The organism is Variovorax sp. N23 (genome assembly GCF_025486315.1).
Lineage (GTDB): Bacteria > Pseudomonadota > Gammaproteobacteria > Burkholderiales > Burkholderiaceae_C > Variovorax.
In genome coordinates this window covers 190243-204875 of record NZ_JAOOPY010000001.1, presented here as the reverse complement: position 1 = coordinate 204875, position 14633 = coordinate 190243, and the positions used below count along the sequence as shown (strand labels likewise).

Genomic DNA, 14633 nt, shown 5'->3' with positions numbered 1-14633 from the left:
CGGGCCGCATCGCACTCCTTAGCTTGATGCGACACCTGCGACTCAAGTACCAAGGAAGACAAGCGCCATGACCACCACGAACGACCATCAGAAACTCTGGGACCTCATCAAGGACACCCGCTTCGGCATGTTCACGCACCGCCACCACGATGGCCTGCTGCACAGCCATCCGTTGACCACCCAGAACAAGGCCCTCGACGAAGGCGCGACGCTGTACTTCTTCGTCCCGAAGGACGGCGAGATCGCCCGCAACGTCGCCGCGGACAACGCCGTGAACGTGGCCTACGCCCATACCGACAAGAACAGCTATGTGTCGGTGTCCGGGCGGGCCGCCCTGCTGGACGACCCGGCGAAGAAGGAAGAACTCTTCACCGCCATGGCGAAGGCCTGGTTCCCGAAGGGCGTGACCGACCCCAACCTCGGCCTGCTCACGGTCCACATCGACAGCGCCGAATTCTGGGATGTCGACGACAGCAAGATGGTGCAGATCTTCAAGATGATGAAGGCCGCCATCACCGGCGAGCCGCCCAGGAAAGTGGGCGACCACAAGACGCTCAACGTGGGCTGAGCGGGGACGCGATGCTCACCCCTCGTCTCGACAGGCGCCTCGACGTCCTGCTGGACCGCGCACGCCCCGAGCCGCCCGCCCTGGCCGACCTGGTGGCGGCAGGGCTCGATCGGCTTGCACTGCCCGGCACCGGGCGCACGCTGGAGCGCTGGCAGGCGCTGGCGGCGGTCGCCGCCTGCGATTTGTCCTTGGTCAAGCGTTTCGAGGGTCATACCGACGCGCTCGCCATCCTGGCCGAACTCGGCGGGGCAGCAGCACCCGAGGGCAGCCGATGGGGCACCTGGTGCGCCGAACCACCGACGGCGCGGCTGGCCCTTCGCCAACGCGGTGGCCGGTGGCTGCTCGAAGGCACCAAGGCCTGGTGCTCCGGGGCGGCCGACGTGACCCACGCGGTCGTCAGCTGCTGGGATGAGGGCGGCGCGCAGCGCCTGGCGGCCGTCGCCATGGCGCAACCGGGCGTCCGCATCACGGACCAGGGCTGGCATGCCGTGGGCATGTCGGCGACCGGCAGCGTCGACGTGCAGTTCGACGGCGCGCAAGCGCTGCCGGTCGGCGAGCCGGGCGACTACGTGGCGCGGCCCGGTTTCTGGCACGGCGGCGCTGGCATCGCCGCATGCTGGTACGGCGGTGCATCGGGCATCGCCGAGATGACGAGAGCGCTGTGCGGCCCCCGGCCCGATGCGCATCGGCTGGCGCATCTCGGCGCGATCGATGTCGCACTGGCCGGCGCCGCCGCCGTGCTCCGCGAGACCGCCGCGTGGATCGACGAACAGCCCTCCTCGCTCGCCCACCCGTGCGCCTTGCGCGCCCGGCTGGTGACGGAAGCGGCCGCATCGGCGGTGCTCGAACACGCCGGCCGCGCGCTGGGCGCCGGCCCGCTGTGCCGCGACCCACGCTTCGCCCGCGCCGTGGCCGACCTTCCCGTGTTCCTGCGCCAAAGCCATGCCGAGCGCGATCTGGCGGCGCTGGGTGAAGCGCTGCTGCCGCCGCAGGAGGCCCCGTGGGCGCTGTAGCCGACAAGGCCATCGCCGGACCCGGCACGGCCGAAGACGCCTGGCTGCCGTGGCTGGCGGCGCAGCCGCTGCGGCCGGCATCGGTCGCCGACCTGCTGGTCGAGGACCGCCGGCTGGTCATGGTCGCCCCGCATCCCGACGACGAAGTGCTGGCCATCGGTGGCCTGCTCGCGCAGTGGTCGACCCTGCGCGCCGACGTGCTCATCGTGGCGGTGACCGACGGCGAGGGCAGCCACGCCGGTTCCGCGCAGTGGCCGCCCGTGCGGCTGGCCGCCGAACGTCCGCTCGAAAGCGCCGAAGCCTGGCGCCGGCTGGGCTTCGGGCAGCCGACATGCGAACGGCTGGGGCTGCCCGACGGTGGCGTGCGGCCGCACCGCGAGGCGCTCATCGGCAGCATCGCAGCGCTGCTGCGGCCGGACGACGTCGTCTTCACCACCTGGCGGCACGACGGCCACCCCGATCACGAGGCCACCGGACGGGCCTGCGCCGTGGCCTGTGCGCAGGTCGGCAGCACGCTGGTCGAGGTGCCCGTGTGGGCATGGCACTGGGCGGAGCCCGGCGACGCGCGCCTGCCCTGGCACCGTGCCGTCCGCTTGCCGCTCGACGCGCCCAGCGCCGCGCGCAAGCGCCACGCGGTCGGCGCGTTCACCAGCCAGTTGCAGGCGGACCCGTCCACGGGCGCCGGCCCGATCCTGCGCAGCACCACCGTGCAACGGGCGCACCGCCCCTTCGAGATCTTCTTCGCCTAGCCCCATGACTCCCGACGATGGACAGAAGCCGGCGGACCGCCTGCCCTACTTCGAATCGCTCTACGACAGCGACGACGACCCCTATGGCCTGCGCACCCGCTGGTACGAGGAGCGCAAGCGCAACGTGCTGCTCGCGGCCTTGCCGCACCGGCGCTATGCCACGGCCTATGAGCCGGGCTGCGGCGCGGGCGAGCTGACGGTGGCCCTGGCCGCGCGCTGCGACGCGGTGCTCGCCAGCGACTTCAGTGCGCGCGCCGTCGAATCCGCCCGGCGCCGCACGGCCGGCCTTTCAAACGTCCGCATCGCATCGCACGCCCTGCCCGACGGCTGGCCCCACGACGAAGCACCCTTCGACCTGATCGTGGTGTGCGAACTCGGCTACTTCCTCGATGCGCCGGCCATGTGCACGCTGGCCGAGCACTGCGCAGCATCGTTGGCGCCCGACGGCGTCCTGGTCGCCTGCGACTGGCGGCCCGACTTCGACGAACGCGCCCTCGCGACCGACGCGGTGCACGGCGCCTTCGCCAACACCGGGCTGGCGCGTACCGTGCGCCATGCCGAAGACGATTTCCTGCTGGAGCTGTGGTGCCGTGACGCACGTTCGGTGGCACAGCGGGAGGGCATCCGGTGATCGGCGTCGTCGTCCCCGCGCACGACGAGGAAGCCCACATCGGCGACACCGTCGCCGCGCTGCGCGTGGCGGCGGCCCACCCCGCGCTGCAGGGCGAGGCGGTCGAAGTGCTCGTGGTGCTCGACAGCTGCAACGACGCGACCGGCCCCATCGCCCGCTTCGCGGGCGCGCGCACGGTGGCCGTCGACGCCTGCAACGTGGGCCGGGCGCGGGCCGCGGGCGCCGACCAGCTCCTCGATGAAGGCGCGCGCTGGCTGGCCTTCACCGACGCCGACACCCGCGTCTCGCCGGAGTGGCTGCTGCGTCAGCTCGAACTGGGCGTCGATGCAGTCTGCGGTTCGATCGGCGTGGACGACTGGAGTGCCCACGGCACGCACGCCGACGCACTGCGCGCGCACTTCGCCCGCACCTACACCGACGCCGATGGGCATCGCCATGTGCACGGCGCGAACCTCGGCGTCTCTGCGAAGGCCTATGTGCGCGCCGGCGGCTTTCCTGCGCTGGCCTGCAGCGAAGACGTGGCCCTGGTCGAAGCGCTGAAAGAAACGGGCGCCCGCATTGCGTGGAGCGCCGCGCCGCGCGTGTCGACCAGCGCACGCCACGATGCGCGGGCGCGCGGCGGCTTCGGCGACACGCTGCTGGCGGTGATCTCGGCGAGCCTGGCCGCCACCCATGCGCCTCGGATGGCCGAATGAAAAAGGCCCACCGAGGTGGGCCTTTCGTTCATGCGCGCGGAGCGATCAGGCCGCGACGCCGGCAGCCACGTCCTTGTATTCCTCGAGCTTGTCGAAGTTGAGGTACTGGTAGATCTGCGCGCTGGACGCATCCAGCACGCCGACGCTCGACATGTACTCTTCCTTCGTCGGGATGCGGCCCAGGCGCGAGCAGATCGCGGCCAGCTCGGCGCTGCCGAGGTACACGAAGGTGTTCTTGCCCAGGCGGTTCGGGAAGTTGCGGGTCGAGGTCGACATCACCGTCGCGCCTTCGCGCACCTGCGCCTGGTTGCCCATGCACAGCGAGCAGCCCGGCATCTCGGTGCGGGCGCCGGCGTTGCCGAAGACGCCGTAGTGGCCTTCTTCGGTCAGCTGGTGCGCGTCCATCTTGGTCGGCGGTGCGATCCACAGCTTGACCGGGATGTCGCGCTTGCCTTCGAGCAGCTTCGACGCCGCGCGGAAGTGACCGATGTTGGTCATGCACGAGCCGATGAACACCTCGTCGATCTTGGCGCCGGCCACGTCGGAGAGCGTCTTCACGTCGTCCGGGTCGTTCGGGCAGGCCACGATCGGTTCGTGGATGTCGGCCAGGTCGATCTCGATGACGGCCGCGTAGTCGGCGTCGTCGTCGCCCTTGAGCAGTTGCGGGTCCTTCAGCCAGGCTTCCTGCGCGGAGATGCGGCGGGCCAGCGTGCGGGCGTCGGCGTAGCCTTCGGCAATCATCCACTTCATCAGCGTGATGTTGCTGTTGATGTACTCGATGATCGGTTCCTTGTTCAGGTGCACCGTGCAACCGGCGGCCGAACGTTCGGCCGAGGCGTCGCTCAGCTCGAAGGCCTGTTCCACCTTGAGGTCCGGCAGGCCTTCGATCTCCAGGATGCGGCCCGAGAAGATGTTCTTCTTGCCCTGCTTGGCAACCGTCAGCAGGCCGTCCTTGATCGCGTACAGCGGAATCGCGTTGACCAGGTCGCGCAGCGTGACGCCGGGCTGCATCTTGCCCTTGAAGCGCACCAGCACCGATTCAGGCATGTCCAGCGGCATCACGCCGGTGGCGGCCGCGAAGGCCACCAGGCCGGAACCGGCCGGGAAGCTGATGCCGATCGGGAACCGCGTGTGGCTGTCGCCGCCGGTGCCGACGGTGTCGGGCGTGAGCAGGCGGTTGAGCCAGCTGTGGATCACGCCGTCACCCGGGCGCAGCGAGACGCCGCCGCGGTTGGCCATGAAGTCCGGCAGCTCGTGGTGCATCTTCACGTCGACCTTCTTCGGGTACGCCGCGGTGTGGCAGAACGACTGCATCACGAGGTCGGCGCTGAAGCCCAGGCAGGCCAGGTCCTTCAGTTCGTCGCGGGTCATCGGGCCGGTGGTGTCTTGCGAGCCGACCGAGGTCATCTTGGGCTCGCAGTAGGTGCCGGGGCGAACGCCCTGGCCTTCGGGCAGGCCGCAGGCGCGGCCGACCATCTTCTGCGCGAGCGAGAAGCCCTTCTTGGTGTCGACCGGGCTGGTCGGCAGGCGGAACAGTGTCGAGACGGGCAGGCCCAGCGCCTCGCGCGCCTTGGCCGTGAGGCCGCGGCCGATGATCAGCGGAATGCGGCCGCCGGCGCGCACTTCGTCGAACAGCACGTCGCTCTTGACCTGGAACTCGGCAATGACCTTGCCGTCCTTGAGCGCCTTGCCTTCGTAGGGACGCAGCTCGACCACGTCGCCCATGTTCATCTGCGTCACGTCGAGTTCGATCGGCAGCGCGCCCGAGTCTTCCATCGTGTTGTAGAAGATCGGCGCGATCTTGCCGCCCAGGCAGACACCGCCGAAGCGCTTGTTCGGCACATAGGGGATGTCTTCGCCGGTGAACCACAGCACGGAGTTGGTCGCGCTCTTGCGCGACGAGCCGGTGCCGACCACGTCGCCGGCGTAGGCCACGAGGTGGCCGCGGGCGCGCAGGTCTTCGATGAACTTCACCGGGCCGCGCTTGCCGTCTTCTTCCGGCACGATGCCGGGGCGCGCGTTCTTGTGCATCGCCAGGGCGTGCATCGGGATGTCCGGGCGCGTCGTCGCGTCGGGTGCGGGCGAGAGGTCGTCGGTGTTGATCTCGCCGGCCACCTTGAAGATGCTGACGGTGATGCTCTGCGGCACTTCAGGGCGGCTGGTGAACCACTCGGCATCGGCCCAGCTCTGCAGCACCGCCTTGGCGTTGGCGTTGCCCTTGTCGGCCTTTTCCTTGACGTCGTGGAACTGGTCGAACATCAGCAGCGTCTTCTTGAGGCCTTCGGCCGCGACGGCGCCGACTTCGGCGTCGTCGAGCAGGTCGATCATCGGGCTGATGTTGTAGCCGCCGAGCATGGTGCCGAGCAGTTCCGTGGCGCGGGCGCGCGACAGCAGCAGGCTCTTTTCGGTGCCATGCGCCACCGCCGCCAGATAGCTGGCCTTGACCTTGGCCGCATCGTCGACGCCGGCAGGCACACGGTACGTGAGCAGGTTCAAGAGGAACTCGCCGTCTTTCGACGTGGCGTTCTTCATCAGCTCGATCACTTCGCCGGTCTGCTTGGCGGTGAGCGGGAGGGGCGGGATGCCGAGCGCGGCGCGCTCGGCGACATGGTCAACGTAGGCTTGCAACATCTTTTTTTCTCCGGAAACTGGGACAACTGCGGCTCGCGCTCACGCCCAAGCAAGAGCCACGCCGCGCAAGCGGCTCTTGGGGGCGCCGTGCCTGCTTACTTCTTCGGGGCGTCGGCGCCCTCGAACAGGCTCTTGGGCGGGTTCTTCTTCATTTCTTCGGCAAAAGCCACCTGGGCCGGCGCCATGCACTCGTCGGCCAGGCGCAGGCCCTGCTTCTGGTTCATCAGCATCGACTTGTTGGCGATCTGCAGCCACATCGCGCCGGCCTTCGGGTCCTCCAGGCGGATGGCGCCGGTGCGGCTTTCGACCGGGTGCATGCGGTAGTGCGCGCCCTTGGTCGACACGGTGAAGAAGCCGGCCTTCTTGTCGTCGGCGGTGATGGTGACGTCGGCGCCCAGCTCGCACTGGATCTTGCCGGTGTACACGCGCTGGGCGACGGCCAGGTCGGCCTCGTTCAGTGCGATGTCGGTGCTGGTGTCGATGGGCGTGACCTCTTCGACCGCCTTGGCGGCGCGCGGGGTCACCTGACGCTTCTTGGCGGCGGTGGTGGACTTGGCGGCCGGCTTGGCGGCGGCCTTGGCAGTCGGCTTGGCCGGTGTGTTGGTCTGCGAAGCGGTCTGGGCGTTGGCGGCCAGGGGCAGCGCCAGCGCTGCGGCAGCGATCAGTGCGAGGGTCTTGTTCATGGGGTGGTTTCCTTGGGGGATGAAGGTCAGTGGTTCGGCGTGTTGAACCAGGCCTGCGCCTCGGTGGGCAGCGGACGGCCTGTGGCATGGGCGCGTTCGAGCACCTGCCAGAAATGGCGGTAGCTCGCGCGGTCGTGGAGCGCCCCGTCGATGCTGACCGGGGCCCAATTCTGGCGTATCGCGGCATCGACGATGCGGGTGGCCAGGTCGATCTGGCCCTCGTCGGGCGCGAAGGCCTCGAGGATCGGACGGATCTGGCTCGGGTGGATGCTCCACATGCGGGTGTAGCCGAACGCGTCGGCGGCCCGTTTCGCCGCGGCACGCAGGGCCAGGGCGTTGCTGAACTCGGTCACGACGCAGTGCGAAGGCACCTTGCCATGGGCGTGGGCGGCCGAGGCGATCTCGAGCTTGGCGCGCACCACGAGGGGATGGCTGAACTGCCCGGCCACACCCATGCCGTCGGCCGGGATGGCGCCGGCGTGGGCCGACACGAAGTCCATCAGCCCGAAGCTGAGCGACTGCACGCGCGGATGGGCGGCGATGTCGAAGGCATGGTGCACCGCCAGCGGCGATTCGATGAGAACGTGCAGCGGCAGTTGCGCAGCGCCGGCGGCGTCGAGCGCCGCCGCGGCCTTGGCCACGTCGGCGACCGACTCGACCTTGGGCACCATCAGGTGGCTCAGCCGCGAGCCGGCACGGCCGGCGATGGTGGCGATGTCGGCCTCGAAGGCCGCGTGGTCGACCGGGTGCACCCGCACGCCGACGCGCATGCCGGGGGCGGCCGCCAACGCCAGTTCGGTGACGAGCTGCGCGTGCTCGGCTTCGCCACCGACGGGGGCGCCGTCTTCGCAGTCGAGCGTGACGTCGAACACGCAGGCGCCGAACTCCTCGGCCATCTCGGCCTGGAGCGCGAGGCTCTTCCTCATGCGCGCCTCGACACCGCTGTAGTGGTCGCACACCGGCAGCACGATGGCGCCGGCCTGCGCGCCCAGGAGCACGTCGCGCGGGTGGGTCGTGGGCGTCGGCGAAGCGCTCATGCCTTGCGGGCCACGATGAACATGCGCGGGAAGGCCAGCAGCAGCTTTCCATCTGCGCGCGGCGGATAGGCCTGCGCGATGCGGCTTTCGTACGTCGCCAGGTAGCTCGCCTTCAGCGCGGCGTCGAGCGGGTCGACGAAGGGCTTGAGCCCGGTGCTGCTCACCCATTCGACGATGGCCGCAGCCGAGGCCATGGGATGCTGGTAAATGGTGTGCCAGACGTCGACATGGGCCGCATCGCGCGCCAGCAGGTCGTAGTAGCCGCCGACCCCCAGCAGCTCGGTGCGCAGCTTGTCGGCGTCGCCGATGGGTGCCTTCCACGGCGCCTCGGATGCGACTTCGCGCATCAGACGGTGCGTGGGTTCCGCCCGGTTGTCGGGCATCTGGATGGCGAGCACGCCACCCGGGGCCAGAGCGGCGAACAGGCGCGGGACCAGCGTGTCGTGGTCGGGCACCCATTGCAACGCCGCATTGGCATAGATGAGATCGGGCGCGACATCGGGCGCCCAGCGGCCGATGTCGCCGAAGTCGAACCGGGCCTGCGGCAGCCGCTTGCGCGCGCTGACCAGCATGGCCTCGGAGTTGTCGATGCCCAGCACGTCCGCCTGCGGGAAGCGGCGTGCCAGCAGTTCGGTGGAATTGCCCGGCCCGCAGCCGAGGTCGACCACGCGGGCCGCCTCCGCCAGCGGAACGCGCGCCAGCAGCTCGGCCGCCGGACGCGTGCGCTCATCCTCGTAGCGGGTGTAGAGCGCGGGGTTCCAATCGAGCATCGACGTGGGCCGTGCTTACTTGACCAGGTGGGCGACGCCGGCCTGCTCGTCGGTCAGTTCCTTGAGCGTCTTGTCGATGCGCTCCTGGCTGAAGGCATCGATGGCCAGACCTTCGACGACCTTGTACTCGCCGTTCTCGCAGGTGACCGGGAAGCCGAACATGACGTCCTTCGGGATGCCGTACTGGCCGTCCGACGGGATGCCCATCGTGACCCACTTGCCATTCGTGCCCAGCGCCCAGTCGCGCATGTGGTCGATGGCGGCGTTGGCAGCCGAAGCGGCCGACGACAGGCCGCGCGCCTCGATGATGGCAGCGCCGCGCTTGCCGACGGTCGGCAGGAAGGTGTTGGCGTTCCATTCCTGGTCGTTGATCATCTTGGCGACGCTCTCGCCCTTGATGGTGGCGAAGCGGTAGTCGGCGTACATCGTGGGCGAGTGGTTGCCCCAGACGGTGAGCTTCTCAATGTCGGCCACGGCCTTGCCGGTCTTGGCAGCGATCTGGCTGGCAGCGCGGTTGTGGTCCAGGCGCAGCATGGCGGTGAAGTTCTTGCGCGGCAGGTCCGGTGCGCTCTTCATCGCGATGTAGGCGTTGGTGTTGGCGGGGTTGCCGACCACCAGCACCTTGACGTTGCGGCTGGCCACGGCGTTGAGCGCAGCGCCCTGTGCCGTGAAGATGGCGCCGTTGACGGCCAGCAGTTCGGCGCGTTCCATGCCGGGGCCGCGCGGACGCGAACCGACCAGCAGCGCGTAATCGGCGTCCTTGAAGGCGGTCATCGGATCGCTGTGCGCTTCCATGCCGGCCAGCAGCGGGAAGGCGCAGTCGTCGAGCTCCATCATCACGCCCTTGAGCGCCTTTTGCGGGCCTTCGACAGGCACTTCGAGCAGTTGCAGGATGACCGGCTGATCCTTGCCGAGCATTTCGCCCGAGGCGATGCGGAACAACAGGGCGTAACCGATTTGGCCGGCGGCGCCGGTGACGGCAACGCGAACAGGCTTTTTGCTCATGGGAAAGACTCCAGAAGGTGGTGAAAACGGTGTCGGCCAGCACTGCGGCTGCCGGCGTGCCCGCAGCGGGCTGACCCGTGTGGCGGAACAGCCTCGCATTTTATGCCGATTCGCGGTTTCGGGTGCACGGGTCTTATGTCTTATATAAGATACGCCCCGTCTGCACGCCGCACGGTGCGCGAGCCGCCATGAACACGCCCACCCTCCCCGACCCCGCCACGCCGTCCTTCAGTCCGCTGTACCAGCAGATCAAGGCGCTGATCCTGCAGAGCCTGCAGGCGGGCGAATGGAAGCCGGGCGAGCCGATTCCCAGCGAGATGGACCTGGCGGCGCGCTTTCGCGTCAGCCAGGGCACGGTGCGCAAGGCCATCGACGAACTCGCCAGCGAGAACCTCGTGCTGCGCCGGCAGGGCAAGGGCACCTTCGTCGCGACCCATGCCGAGCAGCAGGTGCAGTACCGCTTCCTGAAGCTGGTGCCCGACAGCGGCGACACCGCCACCGAAGGCCCGGCCGAGCGGACCATCGTCGACTGCAAGCGGCTGCGCGCCTCCGCCGACGTGGCACGTGCGCTGGCCCTGCGCACCGGCGACGCCGTGCTTCAGGTGCGCCGCGTGCTGGCCTATGCCGGCGTCCCGACCATCCTCGAAGACCTCTGGCTGCCGGGCGCCTTTTTCAAGGGGCTCACGGCCGAACGGCTGCGCGCATCGCGCGGGCCGATGTACGCGATGTTCGAGGCCGAATTCGGCGTGCGCATGGTGCGCGCCGAGGAGAAGATCCGCGCCGTGCTGCCCGATGCTGAGCAGGCCCTGCTGCTCGATGTCGCCGCCGGCACGCCGCTGCTGAGCGTCGAGCGCGTCGCGCACACCTACAACGACACCCCGATGGAACTTCGGCGCGGCCTCTACCGCACCGACACCCACCACTACCGCAACGAATTGGGTTGAAGTGAATCGCCAACACCACGCACCGGCAGGGAGCAGCCTGCCCGCCAACAACGCATCGGACCCGGCAGCGTCCGACCATTCCAGTGCGGTGACGCGGCGACGTCCGCTGCCCGATGGTGCATTGCAATAGAATTTTGCGTTGTTTGCATTTCCGTCGAAGACAAGCAGCCACCCCGAAAAAGCAACGAAAGCCCCCCATGACAGAGCTTGCCAAAACACCCCGTCCGCCGAGACGCGAGTTCCGCAACATCAATGCCTTCACCGATCTCACCACCTACCGCCTCCCGCCCGCCGGCATCGTCTCGATCCTGCACCGCGTCAGCGGCGTCCTGATGTTCCTGCTGCTGCCGTTCATCATCTGGATGTTCGACGCCTCCGTCTCCTCCGAGATCTCGTTTTCGCGCTTCAAGGCCGCCTTCAACAGCGGCCTTGGTTTCGTTCCGGGCTGGTTCATGAAGCTCGTGGCGCTGGCACTCATCTGGGCTTTCCTGCACCACTTCATCGCCGGCCTGCGCCACCTCTGGATGGACGTGAGCCACGCCGCGGTGAACAAGGAGTTCGGCAAGAGCTCCGCCATCGCCACGCTCGCCCTGAGCATCCTGCTGACCGTCGTCCTCGGCGCGAAGCTCTTCGGCCTGTACTGAGAAGGAACCCGACATGTCTGTGAATTACGGCACCAAGCGCATCGTCGTCGGTGCGCACTACGGTCTGCGCGACTGGCTCAGCCAACGCATCACCGGTGGCCTGATGGCCCTCTTCACCATCCTGGTGCTGGCGCAGCTGCTCTTCTCGCGCGGCCCGATCGGCTACGACACCTGGTCCGGTATCTTTTCGACCCAATGGATGAAAGTCCTCACCTTCGTGGTGATCGCTTCGATCCTCTACCACGTATGGGTGGGTATGCGCGACGTGCTGATGGACTACGTCCAGCCGGTCGCCATCCGACTCGCCCTGCAAATTTTCACGATCGTCTGGCTTGTGGGTTGCGCGGGTTGGGCCATTCAAGTGCTCTGGAGACTGTGACCCCATGACTGCCTATACCAAAGACCAAATCACCAAGCGCAAGTTCGACGTCGTCATCGTCGGCGCCGGCGGCTCGGGCATGCGTGCCTCGCTGCAACTGGCGCGCGCCGGCCTCAACGTGGCCGTGCTCTCCAAGGTGTTCCCCACGCGTTCGCACACGGTCGCCGCACAAGGCGGCGTGGGTGCCTCGCTCGGCAACATGAGCGAGGACAACTGGCACTACCACTTCTACGACACGATCAAGGGCTCCGACTGGCTCGGCGACCAGGACGCGATCGAGTTCATGTGCCGCGAAGCCCCGAAGGTGGTGTACGAGCTCGAGCACTTCGGCATGCCCTTCGACCGCAACCCCGACGGCACGATCTACCAGCGTCCGTTCGGCGGCCACACCGCGAACTACGGCGAGAAGCCGGTGCAGCGCGCCTGCGCCGCCGCCGACCGCACCGGTCATGCGATGCTGCACACGCTCTACCAGAAGAACGTCGAAGCCCGCACCCAGTTCTTCGTCGAATGGATGGCCCTCGACCTGATCCGCGACGCCGAAGGCGACGTGGTCGGCGTGACCGCGCTGGAAATGGAAACCGGCGACCTGCACATCCTGCAGGCCAAGACCGTGCTGCTGGCCACCGGCGGCGCCGGCCGGATCTTCCAGGCCTCCACCAACGCCTTCATCAACACGGGCGACGGCCTGGGCATGGCCGCGCGTTCGGGCATCCCGCTGCAGGACATGGAGTTCTGGCAGTTCCACCCCACCGGCGTGGCCGGCGCCGGCGTGCTGCTGACCGAAGGCTGCCGCGGCGAAGGCGCCATCCTGCTCAACAGCAATGGCGAACGCTTCATGGAGCGCTATGCGCCGACCATGAAGGACCTGGCACCGCGCGACTTCGTGTCGCGCTCGATGGACCAGGAGATCAAGGAAGGTCGCGGCTGCGGTCCCAACAAGGACTACATCCACATGAAGCTGGACCACCTGGGCGCCGAAACGATTCATAAGCGCCTGCCGTCGGTCTACGAGATCGGCATCAACTTCGCGAACGTCGACGTCACGAAGGAACCGATCCCGGTCGTGCCCACCATCCACTACCAGATGGGCGGCATCCCGACCAACATCAACGGCCAGGTCGTGCTGCAGGATGCGGACAACCAGAGCGTGGCGGTGAACGGCCTCTATGCCGTGGGCGAATGCTCCTGCGTGAGCGTGCACGGCGCCAACCGCCTGGGCACCAACTCGCTGCTCGACCTGCTGGTGTTCGGCCGCGCGGCCGGCAACCACATCGTCCAGTTCAACGACAAGCTCAAGGAGCACAAGCCGCTGCCGGCCGATGCGGCCGACCGCACGCTGGAGCGCCTGAACCAGCTCGAAGCCTCGACCAGCGGCGAATACGCCCAGGACGTGGCCAACGAGATCCGCACCGTGATGCAGCAGCATGCGGCGGTGTTCCGCAAGCAGGCCTCCATGAACGAAGGCGTGGGCAAGATCGCCCAGGTGCGCGAGCGCGTCAAGGCGATCACGCTCAAGGACAAGTCGCGGGTGTTCAACACGGCGCGCATCGAGGCGCTGGAAGTCGACAACCTGATCGAAGTGGCCCAGGCCACCATGGTGTCGGCCGCCGCCCGCACCGAATGCCGCGGCGCCCACACGGTGGAAGACTACGAGCGGCCCGCCGACGACCCGGTCGCACCGCTCGGCCGCGACGACGCGAACTGGATGAAGCACACGCTCTGGTACAGCGGCGACAACCGCCTCGCCTACAAGCCCGTCCGGCTCAAGCCCCTGACCGTCGACAGCGTGCCGCCCAAGGTCCGCACGTTCTGACGCTCAGCTCACAAAAAGCACTCACAAGGTCCACACGATGAAGCGCACATTCCAGATCTACCGCTACGACCCGGACAAGGACGCGAAGCCCTACATGCAGACCATCGAGATCGAACTCGACGGCCACGAACGCATGCTGCTCGACGCCCTCATGAAGCTCAAGGCGCAGGACCCGACGCTGTCGTTCCGCCGATCCTGCCGCGAAGGCGTCTGCGGTTCCGACGCGATGAACATCAACGGCAAGAACGGTCTGGCCTGTCTGACCAACATGAACACGCTCAAGGGCACCGTGGTGCTCAAGCCGCTGCCTGGCCTGCCGGTGATCCGCGACCTGATCGTCGACATGACGCAGTTCTTCAAGCAGTACAACTCGATCAAGCCGTACCTGCAGAACGACAACGTGCCGCCCGAGAAGGAGCGCCTGCAGAGCCCCGAAGAGCGCGAAGAGCTCGACGGCCTCTACGAGTGCATCCTGTGCGCGAGCTGCTCGACGAGCTGCCCGAGCTTCTGGTGGAACCCGGACAAGTTCGTCGGCCCCGCGGGCCTGCTGCAGGCCTATCGCTTCATCGCCGACAGCCGCGACGAAGCCACCGCCGAGCGCCTGGACAACCTCGAAGACCCGTACCGCCTGTTCCGCTGCCACACGATCATGAACTGCGTCGACGTGTGCCCGAAGAACCTGAATCCGACGAAGGCCATCGGCAAGATCAAGGAACTGATGGTGCGTCGCGCCATCTGACCCGGGAAGCATCCGCCACATGCACGCCGACGCCGATCTCGACCAGCCGCTGGGCGCCCGCGCGCTCAGCAAGCTCAAATGGCGCACGCGACGCGGCCTGCTGGAGAACGACCTTTTCATCGCGCGCTTCTTCGAGCAGCACGAAAGCCGCCTGACCGTGCGCCAGGCGAAGGCGATGGAGACATTGATGGATCTGTCGGATCACGATCTGCTCGATCTCCTTTTGCAGCGAAAGGAGCCCGAGCCCGCATGGGCCGGGGCGGACGTGGTCGAACTGCTGCGGCTGATGCGCGTGTGACCACGCGCCCTGTTCAAGTCTTCCCGAACAT

At 67.9% G+C, this 14633-nt stretch carries 16 protein-coding genes; 11 read left to right on the top strand and 5 right to left on the bottom strand.

Annotated features, from left to right (window positions below):
* The first annotated feature begins 67 nt into the window (after positions 1-67).
* The 5 genes from N8A90_RS00920 to N8A90_RS00900 are packed head-to-tail and all read left to right on the top strand — an operon-like array spanning position 68 to position 3656.
* Positions 68-568 (top strand): pyridoxamine 5'-phosphate oxidase family protein, encoded by a 501-nt coding sequence (locus N8A90_RS00920; RefSeq protein ID WP_262072764.1) that lies wholly within the window; start codon positions 68-70, stop codon positions 566-568.
* An 11-nt stretch (positions 569-579) separates the two neighbouring features.
* The gene (locus N8A90_RS00915; protein WP_262072763.1) at positions 580-1581 is read left to right on the top strand and encodes an acyl-CoA dehydrogenase family protein; all 1002 of its coding nucleotides are present in this window, start codon (positions 580-582) and stop codon (positions 1579-1581) included.
* The gene (locus N8A90_RS00910) at positions 1569-2330 is read left to right on the top strand and encodes a PIG-L deacetylase family protein (protein ID WP_262072762.1); all 762 of its coding nucleotides are present in this window, start codon (positions 1569-1571) and stop codon (positions 2328-2330) included. Before N8A90_RS00915 ends, N8A90_RS00910 begins: the two co-directional genes overlap by 13 nt.
* Before the next feature lie 4 nt (positions 2331-2334).
* The gene (locus N8A90_RS00905) at positions 2335-2961 is read left to right on the top strand and encodes a class I SAM-dependent methyltransferase (RefSeq protein ID WP_262072761.1); all 627 of its coding nucleotides are present in this window, start codon (positions 2335-2337) and stop codon (positions 2959-2961) included.
* Positions 2958-3656, top strand: a complete 699-nt coding sequence (locus tag N8A90_RS00900; protein WP_262072760.1) for a glycosyltransferase — start codon at positions 2958-2960, stop codon at positions 3654-3656. The genes N8A90_RS00905 and N8A90_RS00900 overlap by 4 nt, the downstream gene beginning before the upstream one ends.
* A gap of 45 nt (positions 3657-3701) precedes the next feature.
* Here N8A90_RS00900 and N8A90_RS00895 read toward each other — a convergent pair whose 3' ends face one another.
* From N8A90_RS00895 to N8A90_RS00875, 5 genes are all read right to left on the bottom strand, one after another.
* Entirely contained in the window at positions 3702-6287 is a 2586-nt protein-coding gene (locus N8A90_RS00895; RefSeq protein ID WP_262072759.1) for a bifunctional aconitate hydratase 2/2-methylisocitrate dehydratase, read from the bottom strand.
* Positions 6288-6382: 95 nt separating this feature from the next.
* Positions 6383-6970, bottom strand: coding sequence for a hypothetical protein (locus tag N8A90_RS00890; protein WP_262072758.1), 588 nt, complete (start codon positions 6968-6970; stop codon positions 6383-6385).
* A gap of 26 nt (positions 6971-6996) precedes the next feature.
* Complete coding sequence (locus N8A90_RS00885) at positions 6997-8007, bottom strand: HpcH/HpaI aldolase/citrate lyase family protein (protein WP_262072757.1); 1011 nt, start codon at positions 8005-8007, stop codon at positions 6997-6999.
* Positions 8004-8777, bottom strand: coding sequence for a trans-aconitate 2-methyltransferase (gene tam / locus N8A90_RS00880; protein ID WP_262072756.1), 774 nt, complete (start codon positions 8775-8777; stop codon positions 8004-8006). The genes N8A90_RS00885 and tam overlap by 4 nt, the downstream gene beginning before the upstream one ends.
* A gap of 15 nt (positions 8778-8792) precedes the next feature.
* Entirely contained in the window at positions 8793-9782 is a 990-nt protein-coding gene (locus tag N8A90_RS00875; RefSeq protein ID WP_262072755.1) for a malate dehydrogenase, read from the bottom strand.
* 188 nt (positions 9783-9970) lie between these two features.
* Between N8A90_RS00875 and N8A90_RS00870 the strand changes: the two genes are divergently transcribed.
* From N8A90_RS00870 to N8A90_RS00845, 6 genes are all read left to right on the top strand, one after another.
* A complete protein-coding gene (locus tag N8A90_RS00870; protein ID WP_262072754.1) occupies positions 9971-10726 on the top strand; it encodes a GntR family transcriptional regulator in 756 nt (251 codons plus the stop codon).
* 197 nt (positions 10727-10923) lie between these two features.
* On the top strand, positions 10924-11370 hold the full coding sequence (gene sdhC, locus N8A90_RS00865) for a succinate dehydrogenase, cytochrome b556 subunit (protein ID WP_262072753.1): 447 nt from the start codon (positions 10924-10926) through the stop codon (positions 11368-11370).
* A gap of 13 nt (positions 11371-11383) precedes the next feature.
* Positions 11384-11749: a succinate dehydrogenase, hydrophobic membrane anchor protein gene (gene sdhD / locus N8A90_RS00860; RefSeq protein ID WP_262072752.1), complete on the top strand. Its 366-nt coding sequence runs from the start codon at positions 11384-11386 to the stop codon at positions 11747-11749.
* Between the two features lie 4 nt (positions 11750-11753).
* Positions 11754-13565: a succinate dehydrogenase flavoprotein subunit gene (sdhA, locus tag N8A90_RS00855; protein WP_262072751.1), complete on the top strand. Its 1812-nt coding sequence runs from the start codon at positions 11754-11756 to the stop codon at positions 13563-13565.
* A 37-nt stretch (positions 13566-13602) separates the two neighbouring features.
* On the top strand, positions 13603-14304 hold the full coding sequence (locus N8A90_RS00850) for a succinate dehydrogenase iron-sulfur subunit (RefSeq protein ID WP_262072750.1): 702 nt from the start codon (positions 13603-13605) through the stop codon (positions 14302-14304).
* A gap of 19 nt (positions 14305-14323) precedes the next feature.
* On the top strand, positions 14324-14602 hold the full coding sequence (locus tag N8A90_RS00845; protein WP_262072749.1) for a succinate dehydrogenase assembly factor 2: 279 nt from the start codon (positions 14324-14326) through the stop codon (positions 14600-14602).
* Positions 14603-14633: the final 31 nt, after the last annotated feature.

Coding starts and splice junctions, on each gene's coding strand:
- N8A90_RS00850 (WP_262072750.1), top strand. CDS start 13,603: ATGAAGCGCACATTCCAGATCTACCGCTACGACCCGGACAAGGACGCG.
- N8A90_RS00920 (WP_262072764.1), top strand. CDS start 68: ATGACCACCACGAACGACCATCAGAAACTCTGGGACCTCATCAAGGAC.
- N8A90_RS00905 (WP_262072761.1), top strand. CDS start 2,335: ATGACTCCCGACGATGGACAGAAGCCGGCGGACCGCCTGCCCTACTTC.
- N8A90_RS00870 (WP_262072754.1), top strand. CDS start 9,971: ATGAACACGCCCACCCTCCCCGACCCCGCCACGCCGTCCTTCAGTCCG.
- N8A90_RS00915 (WP_262072763.1), top strand. CDS start 580: ATGCTCACCCCTCGTCTCGACAGGCGCCTCGACGTCCTGCTGGACCGC.
- N8A90_RS00885 (WP_262072757.1), bottom strand. CDS start 8,007: ATGAGCGCTTCGCCGACGCCCACGACCCACCCGCGCGACGTGCTCCTG.
- sdhC (WP_262072753.1), top strand. CDS start 10,924: ATGACAGAGCTTGCCAAAACACCCCGTCCGCCGAGACGCGAGTTCCGC.
- sdhD (WP_262072752.1), top strand. CDS start 11,384: ATGTCTGTGAATTACGGCACCAAGCGCATCGTCGTCGGTGCGCACTAC.
- N8A90_RS00875 (WP_262072755.1), bottom strand. CDS start 9,782: ATGAGCAAAAAGCCTGTTCGCGTTGCCGTCACCGGCGCCGCCGGCCAA.
- N8A90_RS00895 (WP_262072759.1), bottom strand. CDS start 6,287: ATGTTGCAAGCCTACGTTGACCATGTCGCCGAGCGCGCCGCGCTCGGC.
- N8A90_RS00890 (WP_262072758.1), bottom strand. CDS start 6,970: ATGAACAAGACCCTCGCACTGATCGCTGCCGCAGCGCTGGCGCTGCCC.
- N8A90_RS00845 (WP_262072749.1), top strand. CDS start 14,324: ATGCACGCCGACGCCGATCTCGACCAGCCGCTGGGCGCCCGCGCGCTC.
- tam (WP_262072756.1), bottom strand. CDS start 8,777: ATGCTCGATTGGAACCCCGCGCTCTACACCCGCTACGAGGATGAGCGC.
- sdhA (WP_262072751.1), top strand. CDS start 11,754: ATGACTGCCTATACCAAAGACCAAATCACCAAGCGCAAGTTCGACGTC.